At 69.1% G+C, this 19,336-nt stretch carries 16 protein-coding genes and 1 riboswitch; of the genes, 9 read left to right on the forward strand and 7 right to left on the reverse strand.

From position 1 onward, the window contains the following. Window positions 1-42: 42 nt before the first annotated feature. The 6 genes from ACMTAK_RS29885 to ACMTAK_RS29910 all read right to left on the reverse strand — a co-directional run bounded on the left by ACMTAK_RS29885 (window position 43) and on the right by ACMTAK_RS29910 (window position 5,360). On the reverse strand, window positions 43-1,185 hold the full coding sequence (locus tag ACMTAK_RS29885; RefSeq protein WP_413809047.1) for a tryptophan dimethylallyltransferase family protein: 1,143 nt from the start codon (window positions 1,183-1,185) through the stop codon (window positions 43-45). 345 nt (window positions 1,186-1,530) lie between these two features. Then, window positions 1,531-2,877 carry a cytochrome P450 gene (locus ACMTAK_RS29890; RefSeq protein ID WP_413809048.1) on the reverse strand — a complete coding sequence of 449 codons (1,347 nt, stop codon included), beginning with the start codon at window positions 2,875-2,877 and terminating at the stop codon, window positions 1,531-1,533. 9 nt (window positions 2,878-2,886) lie between these two features. Beyond that, entirely contained in the window at window positions 2,887-3,477 is a 591-nt protein-coding gene (locus ACMTAK_RS29895) for a GTP-binding protein (RefSeq protein ID WP_020870744.1), read from the reverse strand. Then, a complete protein-coding gene (locus ACMTAK_RS29900; protein ID WP_044574205.1) occupies window positions 3,452-3,823 on the reverse strand; it encodes a DUF742 domain-containing protein in 372 nt (123 codons plus the stop codon). The genes ACMTAK_RS29895 and ACMTAK_RS29900 overlap by 26 nt, the downstream gene beginning before the upstream one ends. After that, window positions 3,820-4,221: a roadblock/LC7 domain-containing protein gene (locus ACMTAK_RS29905; RefSeq protein ID WP_037954446.1), complete on the reverse strand. Its 402-nt coding sequence runs from the start codon at window positions 4,219-4,221 to the stop codon at window positions 3,820-3,822. The genes ACMTAK_RS29900 and ACMTAK_RS29905 overlap by 4 nt, the downstream gene beginning before the upstream one ends. Continuing rightward, window positions 4,218-5,360, reverse strand: a complete 1,143-nt coding sequence (locus tag ACMTAK_RS29910) for a sensor histidine kinase (protein ID WP_413809049.1) — start codon at window positions 5,358-5,360, stop codon at window positions 4,218-4,220. Before ACMTAK_RS29910 ends, ACMTAK_RS29905 begins: the two co-directional genes overlap by 4 nt. 652 nt (window positions 5,361-6,012) lie before the next feature. On the opposite strand from ACMTAK_RS29910, the gene ACMTAK_RS29915 reads away from it, so the two are divergent. From ACMTAK_RS29915 to ACMTAK_RS29955, 9 genes are all read left to right on the forward strand, one after another. Next, window positions 6,013-7,290 (forward strand): cytochrome P450 family protein, encoded by a 1,278-nt coding sequence (locus tag ACMTAK_RS29915; RefSeq protein WP_413809050.1) that lies wholly within the window; start codon window positions 6,013-6,015, stop codon window positions 7,288-7,290. Window positions 7,291-7,475: 185 nt separating this feature from the next. Continuing rightward, complete coding sequence (locus ACMTAK_RS29920; protein WP_413809051.1) at window positions 7,476-8,492, forward strand: transglycosylase family protein; 1,017 nt, start codon at window positions 7,476-7,478, stop codon at window positions 8,490-8,492. Window positions 8,493-8,747: 255 nt separating this feature from the next. Then, window positions 8,748-8,915, forward strand: a riboswitch (cyclic di-AMP (ydaO/yuaA leader). 6 nt (window positions 8,916-8,921) lie between these two features. Beyond that, on the forward strand, window positions 8,922-9,611 hold the full coding sequence (locus ACMTAK_RS29925; RefSeq protein ID WP_413809052.1) for a transglycosylase family protein: 690 nt from the start codon (window positions 8,922-8,924) through the stop codon (window positions 9,609-9,611). Window positions 9,612-9,856: 245 nt separating this feature from the next. Beyond that, on the forward strand, window positions 9,857-11,137 hold the full coding sequence (eno, locus tag ACMTAK_RS29930) for a phosphopyruvate hydratase (protein ID WP_256653267.1): 1,281 nt from the start codon (window positions 9,857-9,859) through the stop codon (window positions 11,135-11,137). 104 nt (window positions 11,138-11,241) lie between these two features. After that, window positions 11,242-11,724 (forward strand): FtsB family cell division protein, encoded by a 483-nt coding sequence (locus ACMTAK_RS29935; RefSeq protein WP_413809053.1) that lies wholly within the window; start codon window positions 11,242-11,244, stop codon window positions 11,722-11,724. A 69-nt stretch (window positions 11,725-11,793) separates the two neighbouring features. Beyond that, window positions 11,794-12,342, forward strand: coding sequence for a DUF501 domain-containing protein (locus ACMTAK_RS29940; protein WP_413809054.1), 549 nt, complete (start codon window positions 11,794-11,796; stop codon window positions 12,340-12,342). Further along, window positions 12,339-13,298: a Ppx/GppA phosphatase family protein gene (locus tag ACMTAK_RS29945; RefSeq protein ID WP_413809055.1), complete on the forward strand. Its 960-nt coding sequence runs from the start codon at window positions 12,339-12,341 to the stop codon at window positions 13,296-13,298. Before ACMTAK_RS29940 ends, ACMTAK_RS29945 begins: the two co-directional genes overlap by 4 nt. 394 nt (window positions 13,299-13,692) lie before the next feature. Continuing rightward, on the forward strand, window positions 13,693-15,072 hold the full coding sequence (locus ACMTAK_RS29950; RefSeq protein WP_413809056.1) for an NAD(P)/FAD-dependent oxidoreductase: 1,380 nt from the start codon (window positions 13,693-13,695) through the stop codon (window positions 15,070-15,072). Between the two features lie 233 nt (window positions 15,073-15,305). After that, on the forward strand, window positions 15,306-16,619 hold the full coding sequence (locus ACMTAK_RS29955; RefSeq protein WP_413809057.1) for a class I SAM-dependent methyltransferase: 1,314 nt from the start codon (window positions 15,306-15,308) through the stop codon (window positions 16,617-16,619). Window positions 16,620-16,730: 111 nt separating this feature from the next. Here the strand turns inward: ACMTAK_RS29955 and ACMTAK_RS29960 are convergent, their stop codons facing one another. After that, window positions 16,731-19,277 (reverse strand): ABC transporter permease, encoded by a 2,547-nt coding sequence (locus ACMTAK_RS29960; protein WP_413809058.1) that lies wholly within the window; start codon window positions 19,275-19,277, stop codon window positions 16,731-16,733. Between the last annotated feature and the right edge of the window lie 59 nt (window positions 19,278-19,336).

Below are 19,336 nucleotides of genomic sequence, written 5' to 3' on the forward strand. Positions count from 1 at the left end.
TCGGTGTTTCGGCGTGCTCGGCGTGCGGTGTCCCGGCGGAGTTCAGAGCCGAGCCCGCACCCGGTCACGGGTGGGGACCGTCTCGCGGGGCGGCCGGGTCTCGTACGCCTCGGAGGAGACGTAGACGGTCACCCGCCGCGGCCGGCCGCGCTGGTGGACCAGTGCCAGATAGGCGATCAGGCCCACGCCTTCGCCGAGGGGACGCGGGCTCACGGCGGCCAGCGCCCGGTCGAGGGCCGCGCTGTCCATGCCATTGCTGCGCAGTACGGCCATGGCCCGCTCCCGCGCCTCGCCGTCGTGCCGGACATAGCCGCGGACGGGCACGTGGAGCGTGTATCCGCTGGGCAGCCCGGTCGCCGTCTCCGTGAAAGAGTGGCAGGTGAGGGCGGGGCGCCCGGTGAGCCGGTCGGCGCCCTCGTCGTCGGCGAGGTCCCCGGCGGGGAAGTCACCGACGGTGCGGAAGAACTCCTCCAGCCCCTCCCGGCCCGGTGCGGGGGTCATCCGTGGCAGGGAACCCGCCTCGGCGGGGGACATCCCCGGGTGCCTGAGGTAGACCTTCACCCGCGGGGCGTCCCAGTCGCCGAGGTCCAGGGCGAAGAACGGGAAGCCCTCCGCCCTGGGCAGCGAGTCGAACGCCTGCCGATGGCCCAGCCTCGCCAGCGCCTCGCGGACCGTCTCGGCGGCCCGGTCGGCGCCGTTCGCCGAGGGGTTGAGGTAGACCTTGACCCCGGGGACGCCGCCGGGGCGGAGCTCCAGGGCGCACCACAGGGCCATCGGGCCCTCAAGGGACGAGGGGAGGAACAGGTCCTCGATCCGGTCGAGCTGGTCGGTCGAGAACCCCCAGCGGTCCGCCATGGCGTGAATCGACCGCAGACCGGCCCGGCCGTTCTCCGCCAGGTCGTCCCCGCTGGAGCAGCCCGGCTCCACCAGCACCCGGAGGTCCGGGGTCTGGCCCGGCAGGAAGGCCAGGGAGAACTCGACGGGGCTGTGGTCGTCGGAGAGAAAGGTGTGCGACGGGGGCGGCAGCGCCAGCGGCCGTCCGGCCGTGGCCCCCAGGCTCTCGATCAGCACCCCTGTGTACGCGGCCGTATCGGCCTCGCTCAGCCCCGCCACGTGGCACAGCCGGGTCAGCTGGCCCGTGACGAGGTCGCCGAGCAGTGCCTCACCCGAATGGAAACCGTTCATCGGACCTCCCGCTGAATCGAGAGGAACGGCTGTTTTGGTTTAGGCGGTGGGGATACCCGGTGCCTCCGTACCACGAGAAGATACCCGCCCCGGGGGGCGGGTATCTGGGTTCCCATCGCGTGTGCTTCCGCGAAATTAGGGTAGGTGTTCGATTGGCCGCGGGGGTGGGGGTGCGGTCGGGATATGAGTGAAACCGCTGATCGTCGACCGACAGTGATGTCGTCGGCGGCGGGAGACCTCACGACAGCTCCTCTTAGATTTTGGCCAACATAAATTGCGCAACACTGCCTACCCGTTCATTTGAACATTCATGCGGTATGAAATGGGTTCCCGATGTGACCTAGATCACGCCCTCCACCACGAGAGGAACGAACTCCACAAGCCGCCCTTCTCCTGCTTATTCTGGGCGTGGGCGCGATGCTCGCCCGTGGGGATCTGTTGCTGTGTAACGGGCTGTTTATCCGTACGTATCGGAGTGAATCGGGCAGGGAGTGCGGTCAGCCCTCGGTTGAATGGGCCGGGGCGCCACGTCAGGCTCGACTCGGGCACCGCGAGTTCGATGTCCGGCAGCCTGTTGAGCAGTTTTTCGATGGCCACCACACCGATGAGCTGAGAGGTGTCCTTGGCCGGGCAGGCGTGCGGACCTGCGCTCCATGCCAGGTGAGCGCGCTTGCTGAGCTGCTGCCGGGAGGCGGACAGCGCGGGGTCGCTGTTCGCGGCCGCGATGGACACCAGTACCAGATCGCCCGCCCGCAGCCGCGTCCCGGCGAAGTCCACATCGGTAACCGGGTAATGCGGAGCGTAATTGGCCATCGGCGGGCTGTTCCACAGCACATCGTCGAGGGCGTCCTCGACCAGCAGCCCGGCACCCGCGTACCGCTCGTCCGAGAGCAGGAGCAGCAGCGCGTTGGCAATGAGATTCCGCTGCGGCTCGGCACCGGAACCCAGCAGCAGCACCAGCTGATGAGCCATTTCCTCATCATTGAGCTGGGCATGGTGCTGCATAAGCCAGGACGTGACATCGTCACCGGGCTGCTTGCGCTTCAATGCGACGAGTTCGCCGACGCTCTGGCCGAGTACCTCGTTCGCCTTCTCCGCATTGATTCCGTCGAATATCCCGGAAATGCCGAAGATGACCCGGTCACCAATTTCCGCCGGGCATCCGAAAAGCTCATTGAAAACAAACAGCGGCAGCAGTTTGGCATAATCGTTGAGCAGATCGGCCGAGCCGCGGGAGATGAACTGGTCCATCAGATATTCCGCGACGCGTTCGACATGGCGGCTCAGCCGATGCGTGTCCACCCGGGCCAGGCTGTCGGTCACCGCCTGACGCAGCCGCATATGCTCGGCGCCGTCGGTGAACATGCAGTTCGGCCGGTACTCCAGCAACGGGACGACCGGATTGTCCCGGGAGACCTTGCCCTCGTTGTATTCACGCCAGCGGCGCGAGTCCTTCCGGAAGGTGTCCGGGTTCTGCAGCAGCTGGAGCGCCGCCGAGTAGTCCGTGACCAGCGTGGCCTCGACGCCGGGGGAGAGTTCCACCGGCGCGGTCGGGCCGTACGAGCGCATATAGGTGTAGTAGGCACCCGGATCGGCGGCGAACTCCGTCCCGTACAGCGGCACCCGCTTGCCACTGCCATGGGCGGGGCAGCCGGGTGGTGGCGCCGCCGGAAAATCCGATTGCATGTTCATCAGGTGCTCCTAGCGGGTACGTTCCTGTAGGTAACGGACAAGCGTTATCAGCGCGTTGGCCGATGACTTCTCGTCACGTGCGTCACAGGTGACGATCGGGGTCTCGGGCAGCAGGTCGAGCGCCTCGCGCAATTCGTCGTCGGGGCGGTCCGGCGTGCCGTCGAAGTGGTTGACGGAAATCGCATAGGGCAGTCCGTAGTGCTCCACCAGGTCGATCACCGGGAAGGATTCCTTGAGCCGTTCGGGATCGACGAGGATCAGTGCCCCGAGAGCGCCTCGGGTCATGTCCTCCCACACCTGGACGAAGCGCTCCTGTCCGGGTGTGCCGAAGAGATACAGGACAAGTCTGTCGCTGAGCGTGAGTCGGCCGAAGTCCATGGCCACGGTGGTCGTGGTCTTGCCCCGGGTGCCCATGAGGTCGTCGACATGGGCTCCGGCCTGAGTCATCCGCTCCTCGGTGCGCAGCGGAGGAATCTCGGACATGGTGCCGATGAACGTCGTCTTTCCGACCGCGAAATGCCCCACGACCAGGATCTTGGCCGCGATCTGCACCGCTTCGTTCAGATAGACGTCATCATCCGAAACGGGCCTGGAGCCCATCCAGCACCTCCTGAAGGAGCGAAACGTCGACAAGCTGCGCGGGAGGCGCGGGTGCGCGGGTGACGAGGTATCCGTCCGAGGAGAGATCGGACAGCAGAACCTTCACGATGCCGATCGGAAGTCCCATGTGTCCGGCTATCTCCGCGACCGAGAGATAACCACCCGAGCACAGCTCCAGGAGCCCGCGCTTCTCCGGGTCGAGATGGCTGGGGGGTCTCTCTTCGGAGGCGGTGACCAGCGTGATCAGGTTGAACTGGTCGTTCTCCGGAAGCCCTCGACCGTTGGTGATGACGTACGGTCGCACTAACTGAGCGGATTCGGGCTCCTGCTCGCCTGGCGCCGTCATGCCTGAATTCCGGTGTTTTCGCGAGGTGGTGTGGTCAGCGCCTTGCCGAGCTGCCCGACGAGCTGCTGCATCCGGAAGGTGATGTCGGCCATGTCGACATCCGGCGCCGAGGAGACCGCCAGATACGCGCCCTCACCCGCGGAGATGAGGAAAACCCAGCCACCGTCGAACTCGACCAGGGTCTGGCGCCACGTCATATGGGGGCCACCGCAGAAGCCGGCCATGGTGCGGCTCAGCGACTGGATGCCGCTCATCGCCGCCGCGACGGTGTCGGCCTCGTCCTTTTTGACCTCTTGAGAACGGGCCATCAGCAGACCGTCGGCGGAAACCAGGATCGCATGACGAGCCCCTGGTACTTCCAGGGCGCTCTCAAGCATCCATGACAGGTCGTTGTTCACTGAGGATCATGCCCTTCCCTGTTCGGGTTTGCTGCTGAGCGGCCGGACTGAGTGCCGCGCTGGAACGCGCCCATGATCGATGCGGTTTCCTCGCTCGTCCGGGCCGCGGCAGTGGCGTCCGCTCTCGGGACGATGGAAATCGCGCCCTTACGGCGGCGCTTGGGCAGGCCCCCGGCGGTGGAACCGCCCACGGTGGAACTGGTCATGGTGGAACCGCTCGGCTCCGGCTGCTCGGCCGCTGCGGGAGCTTGGGTCGTCGGCTGCTCTTCCGGCTCGGGCATATTGGTCAGAAGGTCCTCGGGGAGAAGCACGACCGCGCGAACACCACCGTACGGAGAGGCCGAATCGACGGACACCGTGAAGCCATAGCGCGCGGCGAGCACACCGATCACCGCGAAACCGAACTGCGGCGGATTGCCCAGTCCCGTTACACCGGTGGCGTGCGTGGCCGAGAGCAGCTTGTCCGCCCGGTTCTTCTCCTCTTCGTTCATACCGACGCCGGCGTCGTCGATGATGACGCAGACGCCCTTGGGGACGGTGCGAATGGTGATGTCGATGGGCGAGTCGGGCGCGGAGTAACTGGTCGCGTTGTCCAAAAGCTCGGCCAGCGCCAGCGCGACCGGTTCCACGGCCCGGCTGACCAGGGCGAAATTGCTCTGCGAGCGGATTTCCACCCGGGTGTAGTGACGGATCCGGCCCTTGGCGCTGCGCACCACGTCGTAGACCGAGGCGACGGCTCGCTGCCGGCCCAGCCAGCCGTCACAGAGCACCGCGATGGACTGCGCACGCCGACCGAACTGCGAGTTCATGTGGTCGATCTCCAGGAGGTCCTGGAGGAGCTGGTGCTCGCCGTACTTGTCCTGCGTCTTGGAGATGGCCAGCTGCTGCTCGTTGGCGAGGCCCTGAAGGGTACGCATGGCGGACTTCAGCGCGCTCTTGGTGGCCTCTTCGGCGCGATTGTGGGCCTCCTGTACCGCCTCGGCGTAATTGTTCTCGAGGTCGGCCGCGCGTTTCTCTAGCTCCGCCTTCTCCTGGCGCAGATTCGCTCGCGCCTTTCGCCCGCGGATAATGGCGGTTGCGGCGAGAGGCGTGCCAGCGATCAGGGCCCAGAGCGCTGGATCCTGTAGATATTGCGTCATTGAGACTCTCTTTAAACGACTAGACCGCCAGGGACTTTAGGGAGGTGTGCTGCGTTATGCGTCTGGAATGGTCGGGGCGGCGGTAAGTCAGCGCCCGTACGGCGCCCGCGGGTTCCGGGGACATCGCACTCGTCTTGCCGACGGCAGCGCACAGGCGTCGGTGCGCCGGAACGGCTCCGTATGCCCGACTGGCGGCATAATGCTCCTCAGAGTGGGGATCCTCTCGGCGTGATGCGCCGGATCGCCGTGTGTCTTACGCGCCCTTGGCTCGCCTGGCAAGCGCGGTGATCGTATCACCGGTATCACTGGGCCCCGTGCATGTGCCCCAGTCCCATTCGTTCACCTGACGTCGTTTCAGCCACACCGTCAGTTCACCGCGTTGACCGACGTCAGGGCATGTCCCGGGGGCTCGTAACGGGGCGGCGCGGGCATCCGCCGAACGGCGGCCCCAGCCATCAGATATCCGGGCATTCGACCCCGGCTGTGCGTGGGCGGTGAAGGGTATGTGGAGATGAATTGGGAATTCCGCTAGACATTCATCCCGCTCATGACTCTCTTATTCTCTTTGTTCTGCTTATTCCCTTATTTCTCTTGTTTGTCGTTACTTCCGGCGGGCCGGGAGAGAGCGGTCCCGCGCCGGTATCGTCGGGGGGTGTCGGAACAGCCCCGTGACAGCTCCGCTCCCACCCTCTTCACCTGGGAGTTCGCCAGCGATCCTTACCCCGCGTACGCCTGGCTACGCGACCACGCCCCGGTGCACCGGACCACGCTGCCCAGCGGTGTGGACGCCTGGCTGGTGACGCGTTACGCCGATGCCCGGAGGGCGCTGGCCGATCCCCGGCTCTCGAAGAACCCCCAGCGGCACAGTGCCGCGGCCCATGCCAAGGGCAAGGTGGGCATCCCGGGCGAACGGCGCGCCGAGCTGATGACACATCTGCTCAATATCGACCCTCCCGACCACACCCGGCTGCGGCGGCTGGTGTCGAAGGCGTTCACCCCGCGGCGGGTGGCCGCGTTCGCCCCCCGGGTACGGACCCTCACCGATCAGCTCATCGACGCCTTCGAAGGGAGGGGAGAAGCGGATCTCATTCATGAGTTCGCCTTCCCCCTCCCTATTTACGCCATCTGCGATCTGCTCGGGGTGCCGCGCGAGGACCAGGACGACTTCCGTGACTGGGCCGGCGCGATGATCCGGCACGGCGGCGGCCCGCGCGGCGGAGTGGCCCGCGCCGTGAAGAGGATCCGGGCGTATCTGGGCGAGCTGATCCACCGCAAGCGCCTGGAGCTCGCGGAGCGCGGGGAAGAAGGGGACGGGGAGGATCTGATCTCGGGGCTGATCCGGGCCGGCGACCACGGTGAGCACCTCACCGAGAACGAGGCCGCGGCCATGGCCTTCATCCTTCTCTTCGCCGGCTTCGAGACGACCGTCAATCTCATCGGCAACGGCGTCTACGCGTTGCTGCGCCATCCGGAGCAGCGCGCCCTCATGCAGCGGGCCCTGGAAGAAGGGGACGAGCGGCTGCTCGCCGCCGGGGTCGAGGAACTGCTCCGCTACGACGGACCCGTGGAGATCGCCACCTGGCGGTTCGCCACCGAGCCGCTCACCCTCGCCGGGCAGCGCATCGCCGAGGGAGAGCCGGTGCTGGTGGTGCTCGCCGCGGCCGACCGGGACCCCGAGCGGTTCGCGGAGCCGGACGTCCTCGATCTCACCCGCCGGGACAACCAGCACCTCGGCTACGGCCATGGCATCCATTACTGTCTGGGTGCCCCGCTGGCCCGGCTGGAGGCCCAGACCGCGATCGCCACCCTGCTGCGGCGGCTGCCCGGGCTGCGGCTCGCGGAGGATCCGGACGATCTGCGGTGGCGTGGCGGGCTCATCATGCGCGGGCTGCGCGCGCTCCCGGTGACCTGGAATTCCGCGGACGGCTGAGACCTGCGAAACGGGCGGCCGGGGCCCCCAAGGCCCTTACGGGCGGACATACGTGACGAATGATCAACCGTGTGACCTTGGCGTGACCTCGGATACATCGCCTTGTGATGATCGAGTGCCCTCGCTATGTTCACCGGCAAACCTTGTCGCCATAGGGCCATAGCGCCATAGGAGAGGTCAATCGCATGCGTTCCGGTAATGGTCGACACCGTCGCCCCCGTCAGGCTCCGGCCATCATCGTCGCGGCGGGGGTCACGGGAGCGGGCCTCGCCATGCCCCTCTTCGGGGCGACCGGCGCACAGGCCGCCCAGACCGCCACATGGGATCACGTCGCCGAGTGCGAGAGCGGCGGTATGTGGAGCGCCAACGAGGGCAACGGTTTCTACGGCGGGCTCCAGCTGACCCTCGACATGTGGAAGAAGTACGGCGGCACGGAGTACGCCCCGCGCCCCGACCTCGCCAGCCGCTCCCAGCAGATATCCGTCGCTGAGGCGATCCTCGGCGACCGCGGCCCCGACGCCTGGCCGAGCTGTGCGCTGGGCGCCGGGCTCACCGACGGCGGCGGCGCCCCCGACGTGGACCCCGGCAGCACGGCCACCCCGAACCCGGGGACGGGCCGAGACGGGGACGGCCAGGGGGACCGGGAGCGGGACGGCTCCTCCTCGGACGCGGACCGTTCGGGGACGTCCGACAGCGCCGACAAGCCGGACGCGCCGGACGCCTCCGGGTCGGCCGAGGAGCCGGAGGCGCCGCACACCTCCCAATCCCCGGATGGCCTTGACGGCTCCGCGTCGGACGACCCGGCGTCGGACGACCCGGACTCGGACGGCCCCTCACGCTCGGACAGCCCCTCACGCTCGGACGGACCCTCGGCGTCGGACGGCTCCAAGAGCCCCTCGGCGGACCCCTCGGGCCGCCACCGCGGCTCCCCGGACGCCGGGGAGCGGGCCGACGACGGCGGCGCGGGGAGCGCGCGGCCCTCCGGGCGCCATGCCTCGCGCGGCGCTTCGGACCGGGACGAGGACTCCACGGACGATGATTACACCGTTCGCCCCGGTGACAACCTGTCAGGGATCGCCGAGCACCAGAATGTGTCCCGCGGTTGGGAAGGGCTCTACGAAACCAACGAGGACCTCATCGGGGTCGACCCCGATCTGATCATTCCTGGTCAGCGACTTGACCTCACCATCAGGGAGCAGTGATTCGGGGGGAATTGCCCGATCTGGACCCGGTGAGACATACATCTCGTCACATTTTCCGGGGCGCACCTCGTGTCCGATCCCTCCTCACCCGGCCCCACCTGCGTCGATGTGGGCCGGGTGAGATCAATTACAGCCCCAATCACTGCCCTTGGGGTGTTTGAACCTTCTTGGAAGGTGTGTTTAACGTCTTTTCGCTCGCCACCGCGGGCACCGTCGATCGTCACGCCGAATCCTGCCGGCGGTCGGGGGGAAACCGACGCGTCAGCGCCGAAGGCAGGAGCGGGGGACCCAAGGTAGGTGCCGAATGGCCTGTGGATACGGGCTTGTCGGCTAGGGGTGAAGCCGGGAGCGACCATCGCGACCGGCCGGGCAACTCACGTCCGAACCCGACAGCTCACCTCGTAGGCGTCGGTGAGGAAACGAACCAAAATGCTCAAGTCCAACGGGAAGCACCGCCGCCCCTCCAAGGCCACCCGTATCGCCGCACTCACCGGTCTCGCCGGTGCCGCCGTGGCGGCACCGCTCATCGGGGCGACCTCCGCCTCCGCGGCCACCACCTCGCAGTGGGACCAGGTCGCGCAGTGCGAGTCCGGTGGCAACTGGTCGATCAACACCGGCAACGGCTACTTCGGCGGCCTGCAGTTCTCGAGCTCCACCTGGGCCGCCTACGGCGGCACGGCCTACGCCTCCACCGCGGACAAGGCCAGCAAGGCCCAGCAGATCCAGATCGCCGAGAAGGTCCTGGGCAGCCAGGGCAAGGGCGCCTGGCCGGTCTGCGGCAAGGGTCTGACCTCCGGCGGCAGCCCGTCCGCCCCGTCCGCGCCCTCCGGCTCGCAGGACCAGTCCTCGGCGACCACCAAGTCGGCCCCGGCCGCCCAGCCGAAGGCCCAGCCGAAGGCGCAGCCGCACACCGCGCCGGAGCGCGCCGCGCGGCACCAGACCCGTGGCCCGATCAAGAAGGGTGACGGCGAGTACAAGGTCAAGTCCGGCGACACCCTCGGCAAGATCGCCAAGGCCCACGACGTCAAGGGCGGCTGGAAGAAGCTCTTCGAGCTGAACAAGGACATCGTGGAGCAGGCCGACCTGATCTTCCCGGGCCAGCAGCTGCACCTCCGCTGAGGCCGGCGGCCAGCAGCTGCACCTCCGCTGAGGCCGGCCCCCGAGAACGAGCCCCGGCCGGGCGTGCCACTCCTATGGCGCGCCCCGCCGGGGCTTTCCCCATGCATGCGAAATCTGGATTTCTGATCCAGAATCTGGCTTTTTGTGCCACGCCCCTGTCTCGTGGGGCGGGCGAACGCGGGGCGCAGCCCTCCCGGGCCGTTAGGCTCGTGCTGCTACCGCAGACCCATACGAAGGAGAACCTCGTGCCGTCCATCGACGTCGTCGTAGCTCGCGAGATCCTCGACTCGCGAGGCAACCCCACGGTCGAGGTCGAGGTTGGCCTCGACGACGGCAGCACCGGCCGTGCCGCCGTGCCGTCCGGCGCCTCCACCGGCGCCTTCGAGGCCCTCGAGCTCCGTGACGGCGACAAGAACCGCTACAACGGCAAGGGCGTGGAGAAGGCCGTCCTCGCCGTGATCGAGCAGATCGGCCCGGAGCTGGTCGGCTATGACGCCACCGAGCAGCGGCTGATCGACCAGGCGATGTTCGACCTGGACGCCACCCCGGACAAGTCCTCGCTCGGTGCCAACGCGATCCTGGGTGTCTCCCTCGCCGTCGCGCACGCCGCCTCCGAGGCGTCCGACCTCCCCCTCTTCCGTTACCTCGGCGGCCCGAACGCCCATCTGCTGCCGGTGCCGATGATGAACATCCTCAACGGCGGGTCGCACGCCGACTCCAATGTGGACATCCAGGAGTTCATGATCGCCCCCGTGGGCGCGGAGTCCTTCTCCGAGGCCCTGCGCTGGGGCGCCGAGGTGTACCACACCCTGAAGTCCGTGCTGAAGGAGCGCGGCCTGTCCACCGGCCTCGGCGACGAGGGCGGCTTCGCGCCGAACCTCGGTTCCAACCGCGAGGCCCTCGACCTGATCCTCGAGGCGGTCAAGAAGGCGGGCTACCAGCCGGGCCAGGACATCGCGCTCGCGCTGGACGTCGCCGCCTCCGAGTTCTACAAGGACGGCACGTACCAGTTCGAGGGCCAGTCCCGCTCCGCCGCCGAGATGACCTCGTATTACGCCGAGCTGGTCGCCGCGTACCCGCTGGTCTCCATCGAGGACCCGCTGAACGAGGAGGACTGGGACGGCTGGAAGACCATCACCGAGCAGCTCGGCGACAAGGTCCAGCTGGTCGGCGACGACCTCTTCGTCACCAACCCCGAGCGGCTGTCCCGCGGCATCGACAGCGACACCGCGAACGCCCTGCTGGTCAAGGTCAACCAGATCGGCTCGCTGACCGAGACCCTCGACGCTGTCGAGCTGGCCCAGCGCAGCGGCTACAAGTGCATGATGTCGCACCGCTCCGGTGAGACCGAGGACGTCACCATCGCCGACCTGGCCGTCGCCACCAACTGCGGCCAGATCAAGACCGGCGCCCCGGCCCGCTCCGAGCGGGTGGCCAAGTACAACCAGCTGCTGCGCATCGAGGAGATCCTCGACGACGCCGCGGTGTACGCGGGCCGTTCCGCCTTCCCGCGCTTCAAGGGCTGAGCGGACACGTCTGACCCCTGTCCCCGGCCGCGGTCCCGTACCGTGGCCGGGGACGGCGTCGCTCGACGGCGCCGCCCAAGCGAAGTCATCACCGGGGAGGCGACGTGCCGGCGGATCGGGAACGGTTCTCCACCGCGACCAGGCTCAAGGCGCTCGGCGAGCACGCCGCCGCCCGGGTCTACCGCGTGCGCACCAAGCGCCGCCGCGGCCGGCTGACCGGCCGGGCCGCCCTGCTCGCGCTGGTCGTCTGCTCCCTCGTCGTGGCGCTCGCCTATCCGATGCGGCAGTACATCTCCCAGCGCTCCGACATCGCCGAGCAGCGGCACGAGGCCCAGCGGGCCCGCGAGGACGTGAAGAAGCTGCGGGAGCGGAAGGCCCGGCTGCGCGACCCCGCCTACACCGAGCAGCAGGCCCGGGAGCGGCTGCACTTCCTGATGCCGGGGGAGACCGGCTACAGCATGGTGGACGGCGGCGGCTCCACCGAGCGCTCCACCGACCAGGGCGCGGCCGGCCGCCCCTGGTACACCAACCTCTGGGACGCCGTGGACACGGCGGACGCGGCGGGGGCGGGCAGCGCGCGCCGCTGAGGCGCCGCGCTCCGGCCGCCGGCCGCACCCGGTGACGAACCGAAACGAAGAAGAAGAAGTTTCCCACTGATGGATACGCCCCCGCCCCAGACGGAGCCCACCGCGCCCACCGACGCGGACATTCACGCCGTACGGGAGCAGCTGAACCGCGTGCCCCGGGGTTTGCGCGCGATCGCGCACCGCTGCCCCTGCGGCAATCCGGACGTCGTGGAGACCGCGCCGCGACTCGAGGACGGTACGCCCTTCCCCACCCTCTACTACCTGACCTGTCCGCGCGCCGCGTCCGCGATCGGCACGCTGGAGGCCGAGGGCGTGATGAAGGAGATGACGGCCCGGCTGGGCACCGACCCCGAGCTGGCCGCCGCCTACCGCGCGGCCCACGAGGACTACATCGCGCGCCGCGACGCCGTCGAGGTGCTCCAGGGCTTCCCCAGCGCGGGCGGGATGCCGGACCGGGTGAAGTGCCTGCATGTGCTGGTGGCCCACTCCCTCGCGGCCGGCCCCGGGGTCAATCCGCTGGGGGACGAGGCGATCGCGATGCTGCCGGAGTGGTGGCGCAAGGGCCCGTGTGTGAGCCCCTGCCAGGCCGGGGCCCCGAGCCGGGAGGAGAGCGCATGACCCGCGTCGCCGCCGTGGACTGCGGCACCAACTCGATCCGGCTGCTGGTGGCGGACGCCGATCCGGCCACCGGGGAGCTGACCGAGCTCGACCGCCGGATGAGGATCGTCCGGCTGGGCCAGGGCGTGGACCGCACCGGCCGGCTCGCCCCCGAGGCGCTGGAGCGCACCTTCGCCGCCTGCCGCGAGTACGCGGAGGTCGTGCGTGAGCTGGGCGCCGAGCGCGTCCGCTTCGTGGCCACCTCCGCCTCCCGGGACGCCGAGAACCGCGCGGAGTTCGTGCGCGGGGTCGTGGAGATCCTGGGCGTGGAGCCCGAGGTGATCACCGGGGACCAGGAGGCGGAGTTCTCCTTCACCGGGGCCACCAAGGAGCTCACCGGCCATGACCGTATGGCCGGGCCGTATCTGGTGGTGGACATCGGCGGCGGTTCGACGGAGTTCGTCGAGGGCGGTGAGGGAGTGCGGGCGGCCCGCAGCGTGGACATCGGCTGCGTCCGGCTGACCGAGCGCCATCTGGTGGTGGACGGCCGGATCACCGATCCCCCGACGGAGGATCAGATCGCCGCCATAAGGACCGATGTGGAGCAGGCGCTGGACCTGGCCGAGCGCACCGTGCCGCTCGGCCGCGCCTGCCGTCCCGCGGACGGCCACGCGCTGGTCGGTCTTGCCGGTTCGGTCACCACCGTGGCCGGGATCGCGCTGGGTCTGAAGGAGTACGACTCCTCCGCGATCCACCACTCCCGGATCACCCTCGGCCAGGTCCGCGAGATCACGGGCATGCTGCTCAGCTCCAGCCACGCCGAGCGGGCGGAGATCCCGGTGATGCATCCGGGGCGGATCGATGTGATCGGGGCGGGGGCACTCATCCTGCTTTCGATCATGGAAAGGTCCGGCGCCGAGGAGGTCGTGGTGAGTGAACATGACATCCTCGACGGGCTCGCCTGGAGCATCGCCTGAGCGGCCGGGACAACGTATGAGCGGCCGCGGAACCCCCTTCGGGGGCCTTCCGTGAGCCGCCTCCGAGAAAGTTCGTGAAACTCTTCACATGAAAAAGGCGCCTGGTGGCCGCCCGATGCGGCGCTCTGAGGCGGTTTCGGGGGCCGGGCCCCGCAACTGACCGGATCGTGAGGTGTCAGGGCGGTGTTCGGTGGCTCCGCGGGGACCGTCTGGTCTACTCCCGCGTTCAGGCACAAGCCCTGCTCAGAGGGGTGGGAACGTACCGTTCCAGTCAGTGGTTCCGCTCTGCCGGTATGGCGTCCATCACGGGGGCGGCGGAGTGTAGCAGATGCTCCCACTATGCTTGTGAAGGGGCTCACGAGGTCCCCCCCAAGGGGTGCTGGATACTCGAATCATGAGCACCACGGAGCGTCCCAGGATCCTCGTTGTAGGCGGTGGGTACGTTGGCTTGTACGCGGCGCGCCGCATTCTGAAGAAGATGCGGTACGGCGAGGCGACCGTCACGGTCGTCGACCCTCGCTCGTACATGACGTACCAGCCCTTCCTCCCCGAAGCTGCGGCCGGCAGCATCTCCCCGCGCCACGTCGTGGTTCCGCTGCGGCGCGTGCTCCCCAAGGCGGAGGTCCTCACCGGCCGAGTGTCGACCATCGACCAGGACCGCAAGGTCGCCGTCATCCAGCCGCTCGTCGGCGAGACGTACGAGCTGCCCTTCGACTACCTGGTCGTCGCCCTCGGCGCGGTCTCCCGCACCTTCCCGATCCCCGGTCTCGCGGAGAACGGCATCGGTATGAAGGGCGTAGAGGAGGCCATCGGCCTGCGCAACCACGTCCTCGAGCAGCTCGACAAGGCCGACTCCACCACGGACGAGGAGATCCGCCGCAAGGCGCTCACCTTCGTCTTCGTCGGCGGTGGCTTCGCCGGCGCGGAGACCATCGGCGAGGTCGAGGACATGGCCCGTGACGCGGCCAAGTACTACCCGAACGTCAAGCGCGAGGACATGCGCTTCGTTCTCGTCGACGCCGCCGACAAGATCCTCCCCGAGGTCGGCCCGAAGCTGGGCAAGTGGGGTCTGGAGCACCTGCAGAAGCGCGGTATCGAGGTCTACCTCGAGACCTCGATGAACTCCTGCGTCGACGGCCATGTCGTCCTCAAGAACGGCCTCGAGGTCGACTCCAACACCATCGTGTGGACCGCGGGCGTCAAGCCCAACCCGGCGCTGGCCCGGTTCGGCATCCCGCTCGGCCCGCGCGGCCATGTGGACACCGCCCCGACCCTCCAGGTCCAGGGCAGCGACTACATCTGGGCCGCCGGTGACAACGCCCAGGTCCCGGACCTCGCCACCGGCGAGGGCGCCTGGTGCCCGCCGAACGCCCAGCACGCGCTGCGCCAGGCCAAGGTCCTCGGTGACAATGTGATCTCCGGTATGCGGGGCTTCCCGCAGAAGGAGTACAAGCACGCCAACAAGGGCGCCGTCGCGGGCCTGGGCCTCCACAAGGGCGTCGCGATGATCGTCTTCGGCAAGATGAAGATCAAGCTGAAGGGCCGCCTGGCCTGGTACATGCACCGTGGCTACCACGGCATGGCCATGCCGACCTTCAACCGCAAGATCCGGGTGCTCGCCGACTGGACACTGGGGATGTTCCTCAAGCGCGAGGTCGTCTCGCTCGGCGCCATCGAGAACCCCCGCGAGGAGTTCTACGAGGCCGCCTCCCCGGTCAGCGCCGCCACCGCGGCCAAGCCCGCGGCCCCGGCCGAGAAGGCCAAGGCGTCCTGACCCATACGGGCCCGACCGGCCCGGCCATACGGGCCCGACCCGTACAAATGAACGCCGAGGGCGTCCGCCATCCGTGGGGCGGACGCCCTTACGTCTGCCCTCGGACGCCCTCCGATGGCCCGCTTTTGAAGCTGTTTTGCCGATTCCAGACGTGTCGGCGGGACTGTACGGCGGGTTCCATGGTGTTTACGTGGTGAGTGAATCTTCCTGACTCGCCATCACGGAGGTGTGATATGGCCGACGCCGCTGGGCGGATCGCCACCCTGGCCGAGGAGGTGCTGGGAACCCCCCTCCCGATCCGCGTCCGCGCCTGGGACCACAGCGAGACCGGTCCACCCGGCGCGCCCACCCTGGTCATCCGGCACCGCCGGGCGCTGCGCAGGATCCTGTGGCGGCCGGGCGAGCTGGGCCTGGCCCGCGCCTGGGTCGCCGGGGACCTCGATGTCGAGGGCGATCTGTACGAGGCCCTGGACCGGCTGTCCGGACTGCTGTGGGAGCGCGGCCCCGCGACCGCGCCGCGGTCCCGGCTCCGCACCGGCCTCCAGGCGCTGCGCGACCCCGGGCTGCGCACCGCCGCCCGGGAGATGATCGCGCTCGCCGGGCCGGGGCTGCCGCCGCCCCCGCCGCGCGAGGAGGCCCGGACCAGCCTCGGTTCGCTGCACTCCCCGCGCCGCGACCGCAAGGCCATCAGCCACCACTACGACGTCGGCAACGACTTCTACGAGCTGGTGCTCGGCCCCTCGATGGTCTACTCCTGCGCCTACTGGGACCAGGCGGACTCCACGCTGGAGGAGGCCCAGCGCGCCAAGCTGGACCTGGTCTGCCGCAAGCTGGCCCTGAAGCCCGGCCATCGGCTGCTGGACGTGGGGTGCGGCTGGGGCTCGATGGTGCTGCACGCGGCGCGCGAGTACGGGGTGCGCGCCGTCGGCGTCACGCTCTCCGAGGAGCAGGCGGCGTACGCCCGTAAGCGCATCGCGGACGCCGGGCTCACCGACCAGGTGGAGATCCGGGTCCAGGACTACCGCGAGGTCCCGGACGGCCCCTACGACGCCATCTCCTCGATCGGCATGGCCGAGCATGTGGGCGCCGTGCGGTACGCCGAGTACACCGCCATCCTGCACCGGCTGCTGCGGCCCGGCGGGCGGCTGCTCAACCACCAGATCGCCCGGCGCCCCCAGCCGGACGAAGAGGCGTACCACGTGGACGAGTTCATCGACCGCTATGTCTTCCCCGACGGTGAGCTCGCCCCGGTCGGCCGGACCGTGGCCCAGCTGGAGGAGGCGGGCTTCGAGGTGCGCGACGTGGAGGCCATCCGCGAGCACTACGCGCTCACGCTGCGCCGCTGGGTCGCCAACCTGGAGCGGTCCTGGGCCCAGGCCGTGCGGCTGACCTCCCCGGGCCGGGCCCGGGTCTGGCGGCTCTACATGGCGGCCTCCGCGCTCTCCTTCGAGCGCAACCGGATCGGGGTCAACCAGGTCCTCGCCGTGCGCACTCCCGAGGGCGGGGCCTCGGGGCTTCCGCTGCGCGCCCGCGACTGGCGCGGCTGAAGGCGGCCGAAGGCGGCTGGAACCGGCCACGACGCGGACGTCCCCGCCCGCCCCGGAGAGGGGCGGACGGGGACGTCCCGTGTCCGGCTCGCCGCTGTGCGGCTCGCTCGGCTACTCGGCCTTGATGGCGGCCAGCATGTTGAGCTTGGAGGCCCGCCGGGCCGGCCACAGCGCCGCGATGACGCCCACGAGCGCGGCCATCAGCAGGAACAGTGCCATCCGGGGCCACGGAAGCACCAGCTCGTAGCTCGGCAGCTCGGTGGCGATCAGCTCACCGGCCGCCCAGCCGAAGAAGACGCCGAGCCCGAGGCCGAGCACCCCGCCGAAGAGCGAGATGACCAGCGACTCCAGCCGGACCATCCGCTTGATGCCGCCCCGGTCCAGGCCGATCGCCCGCAGCATGCCGATCTCCTTGGACCGCTCGAAGACCGACATCGCCAGGGTGTTGATGACACCGAGCACGGCGACGATCACGGCCATGGCGAGCAGCCCGTAGAGCATGTTCAGCATCAGGGTGAAGGCGCTGGCGATCTCGTCGGAGGTGTCCTGCTTGTTCTGGATCTTGATCGCCGGGTTGTCGCCGAGCGTCTTCTTCAGCAGGTCCTTGTTGTTCTCCGTGGCGCCGCCCTTGGTCTTCAGCATCACCTGGAAGTCCGCGACGGTGGTCATGTGCGGGGTGACCGTGGCGCTGTCGACCATGACGCCGCGGATCATCTGGTTGCCCTCGTAGACACCGCCCACGGTCAGCTTGCCGCTGCGGCCGTCCTCGTAGGTCACCGGGATGGTGGAGCCGACCTTCCAGCGGTGCTCATCGGCGATCTTGTCGTCGATGAGGGCCTTGGTGCCCCCGAGCGCGGCGAACGAGCCCTCGGTGAAGTCCACCTTCACCAGGTCCTTGATGGCCTTCGGGTCGACGCCCGTCAGGGAGTCGGAGTCGCCGGCGACCCGGGCCGGGGAGGAGCGCAGCGGGCTGATCGTGGTGACCTCCGGCAGCTTCGCCAGGGTCTTGGACACCTCGGGCGACAGCGGCCGCCCGCCGGTCCCGCCCCCGCCCATGCTGACGACGTAGTCGGACCTCAGCCCGTCGGCCGCCATCTTGTCGATCCCCTTCTGCATGGATCCAGCGATCACCGTCATACCGGTGATCAGAGTGAGACCCACCATCAGGGCGGAGGCGGTGGCGGCGGTGCGGCGCGGGTTGCGCACCGCGTTCTGCCGGGCCAGCTTGCCGGGCATCCCGAAGATCCGCAGCACCGGGGAGGCGGCCGCGATCAGCGGCCGGGACAGCAGCGGGGTGAGCACGAAGACGCCGATCACCAGGACGGCCGCGCCGAACGCCATCGGGCCCTGGCCGTCGCCGCCCATGCCCGCACCGGCGACCACCAGCGCGGCACCGGCCGCGGCGAGGATCGCGCCGATGGTGTTGCGCACCACCAGACCGCGGGTGGTCGGCGCGGCGTGCACGCTGTTCATCGCGGCGACCGGCGGGATCTTGGCGGCGCGCCGGCCGGGCAGCCAGGCGGAGAGCACGGTCACCACGACGCCCACGACCACCGAGGCCAGCACCGTGGTCGGCGCGACGATCAGCGGACCGTCCGGGACGTTGGCCCCGGTGGAGTTGAGCACCGAGCGCAGCACGGCCCCGATGCCGACACCGGCGGCGAGACCCACCACGGCCGCGACGGCGCCCACGACGGTGGCCTCGATCAGCACCGAGCGGGTGACCTGACGGCGGGTCGCACCCACCGCGCGCATCAGGGCGAGCTCCTTGGTGCGCTGGGCGACCAGCATGGTGAAGGTGTTGACGATGATGAAGATGCCGACGAAGAGCGCGATACCGGCGAACACCAGCATCGCGGTCTGCATGCTGCTCATGCTCTCTTCGATCGCCTTGGCCTGGTCCTTGGCGAGCTTCTTGGCGGTGGTGGCCTTGGCCTGCTCGGGCAGGATCTTGTCGACCGACGACTTCAGGGCGGACTGCGAGGTGCCCGCGGCGGCCTTCACATCGATCTCGTCGAACTGCCCGGGCTTGCCGAACAGCTTCTGCGCGGTGGCCGTGTCGTACAGCGCGAGGGTGCCGCCCGCCGCGACATTGCCGTCGTCGGTGGTGAAGACGCCGACGACCTTCTCGGTGCGCACCGGGCCGTCGACGGAGACCCGGATGGAGTCCCCGGCCTTGTAGTGGCCGCGCTCGGCGGTCCTGGAGTCGAGCGCGATCTCACCCGCGGCCTTGGGGGCGCGGCCCTCGGTCATGTTGTACCGGGGGTCCTTGCCGTCGGCGCCCGGGTAGTAGTTGCCGCCGAGGTTGGAGAAGCCGCCGCCGAGCAGGTCGCCCTTCTTGTCGGCGAGGGAGGAGGAGCCCTTCACCACACCGTAGGCGGAGGCGGCGCCGGGCGCCTTGGCCGCCTGGTCCAGCAGCCGCTGGCTCAGCCGGGGCGCCTCACCGGGGTTGGCGGAGTCGTCGTCCTTCTTGTCGGGGGTGATGGCGAGGTCGACGCCCTTGAAGCCCTTCTGGGAGCTCTTCTGGTACGCGTCGGAGATGGTGTTGGTGAAGACCAGGGTGCCGGCGACGAAGGCCACGCCGAGCATCACGGCGAGCACGGTCATCAGCAACCGGGCCTTGTGCGCAAGCACATTGCGCAGGGCTGTACGGAGCATGAGGTGTCAGTCCTGAAGGGTGGAGTGGGGGAGGGCGGGGCGGCGTGCTTTATACGGGC

The sequence above is a fragment of the Streptomyces lacaronensis genome, assembly GCF_047337785.1.
Classification (GTDB): Bacteria; Actinomycetota; Actinomycetes; order Streptomycetales; family Streptomycetaceae; genus Streptomyces; species Streptomyces lycopersici.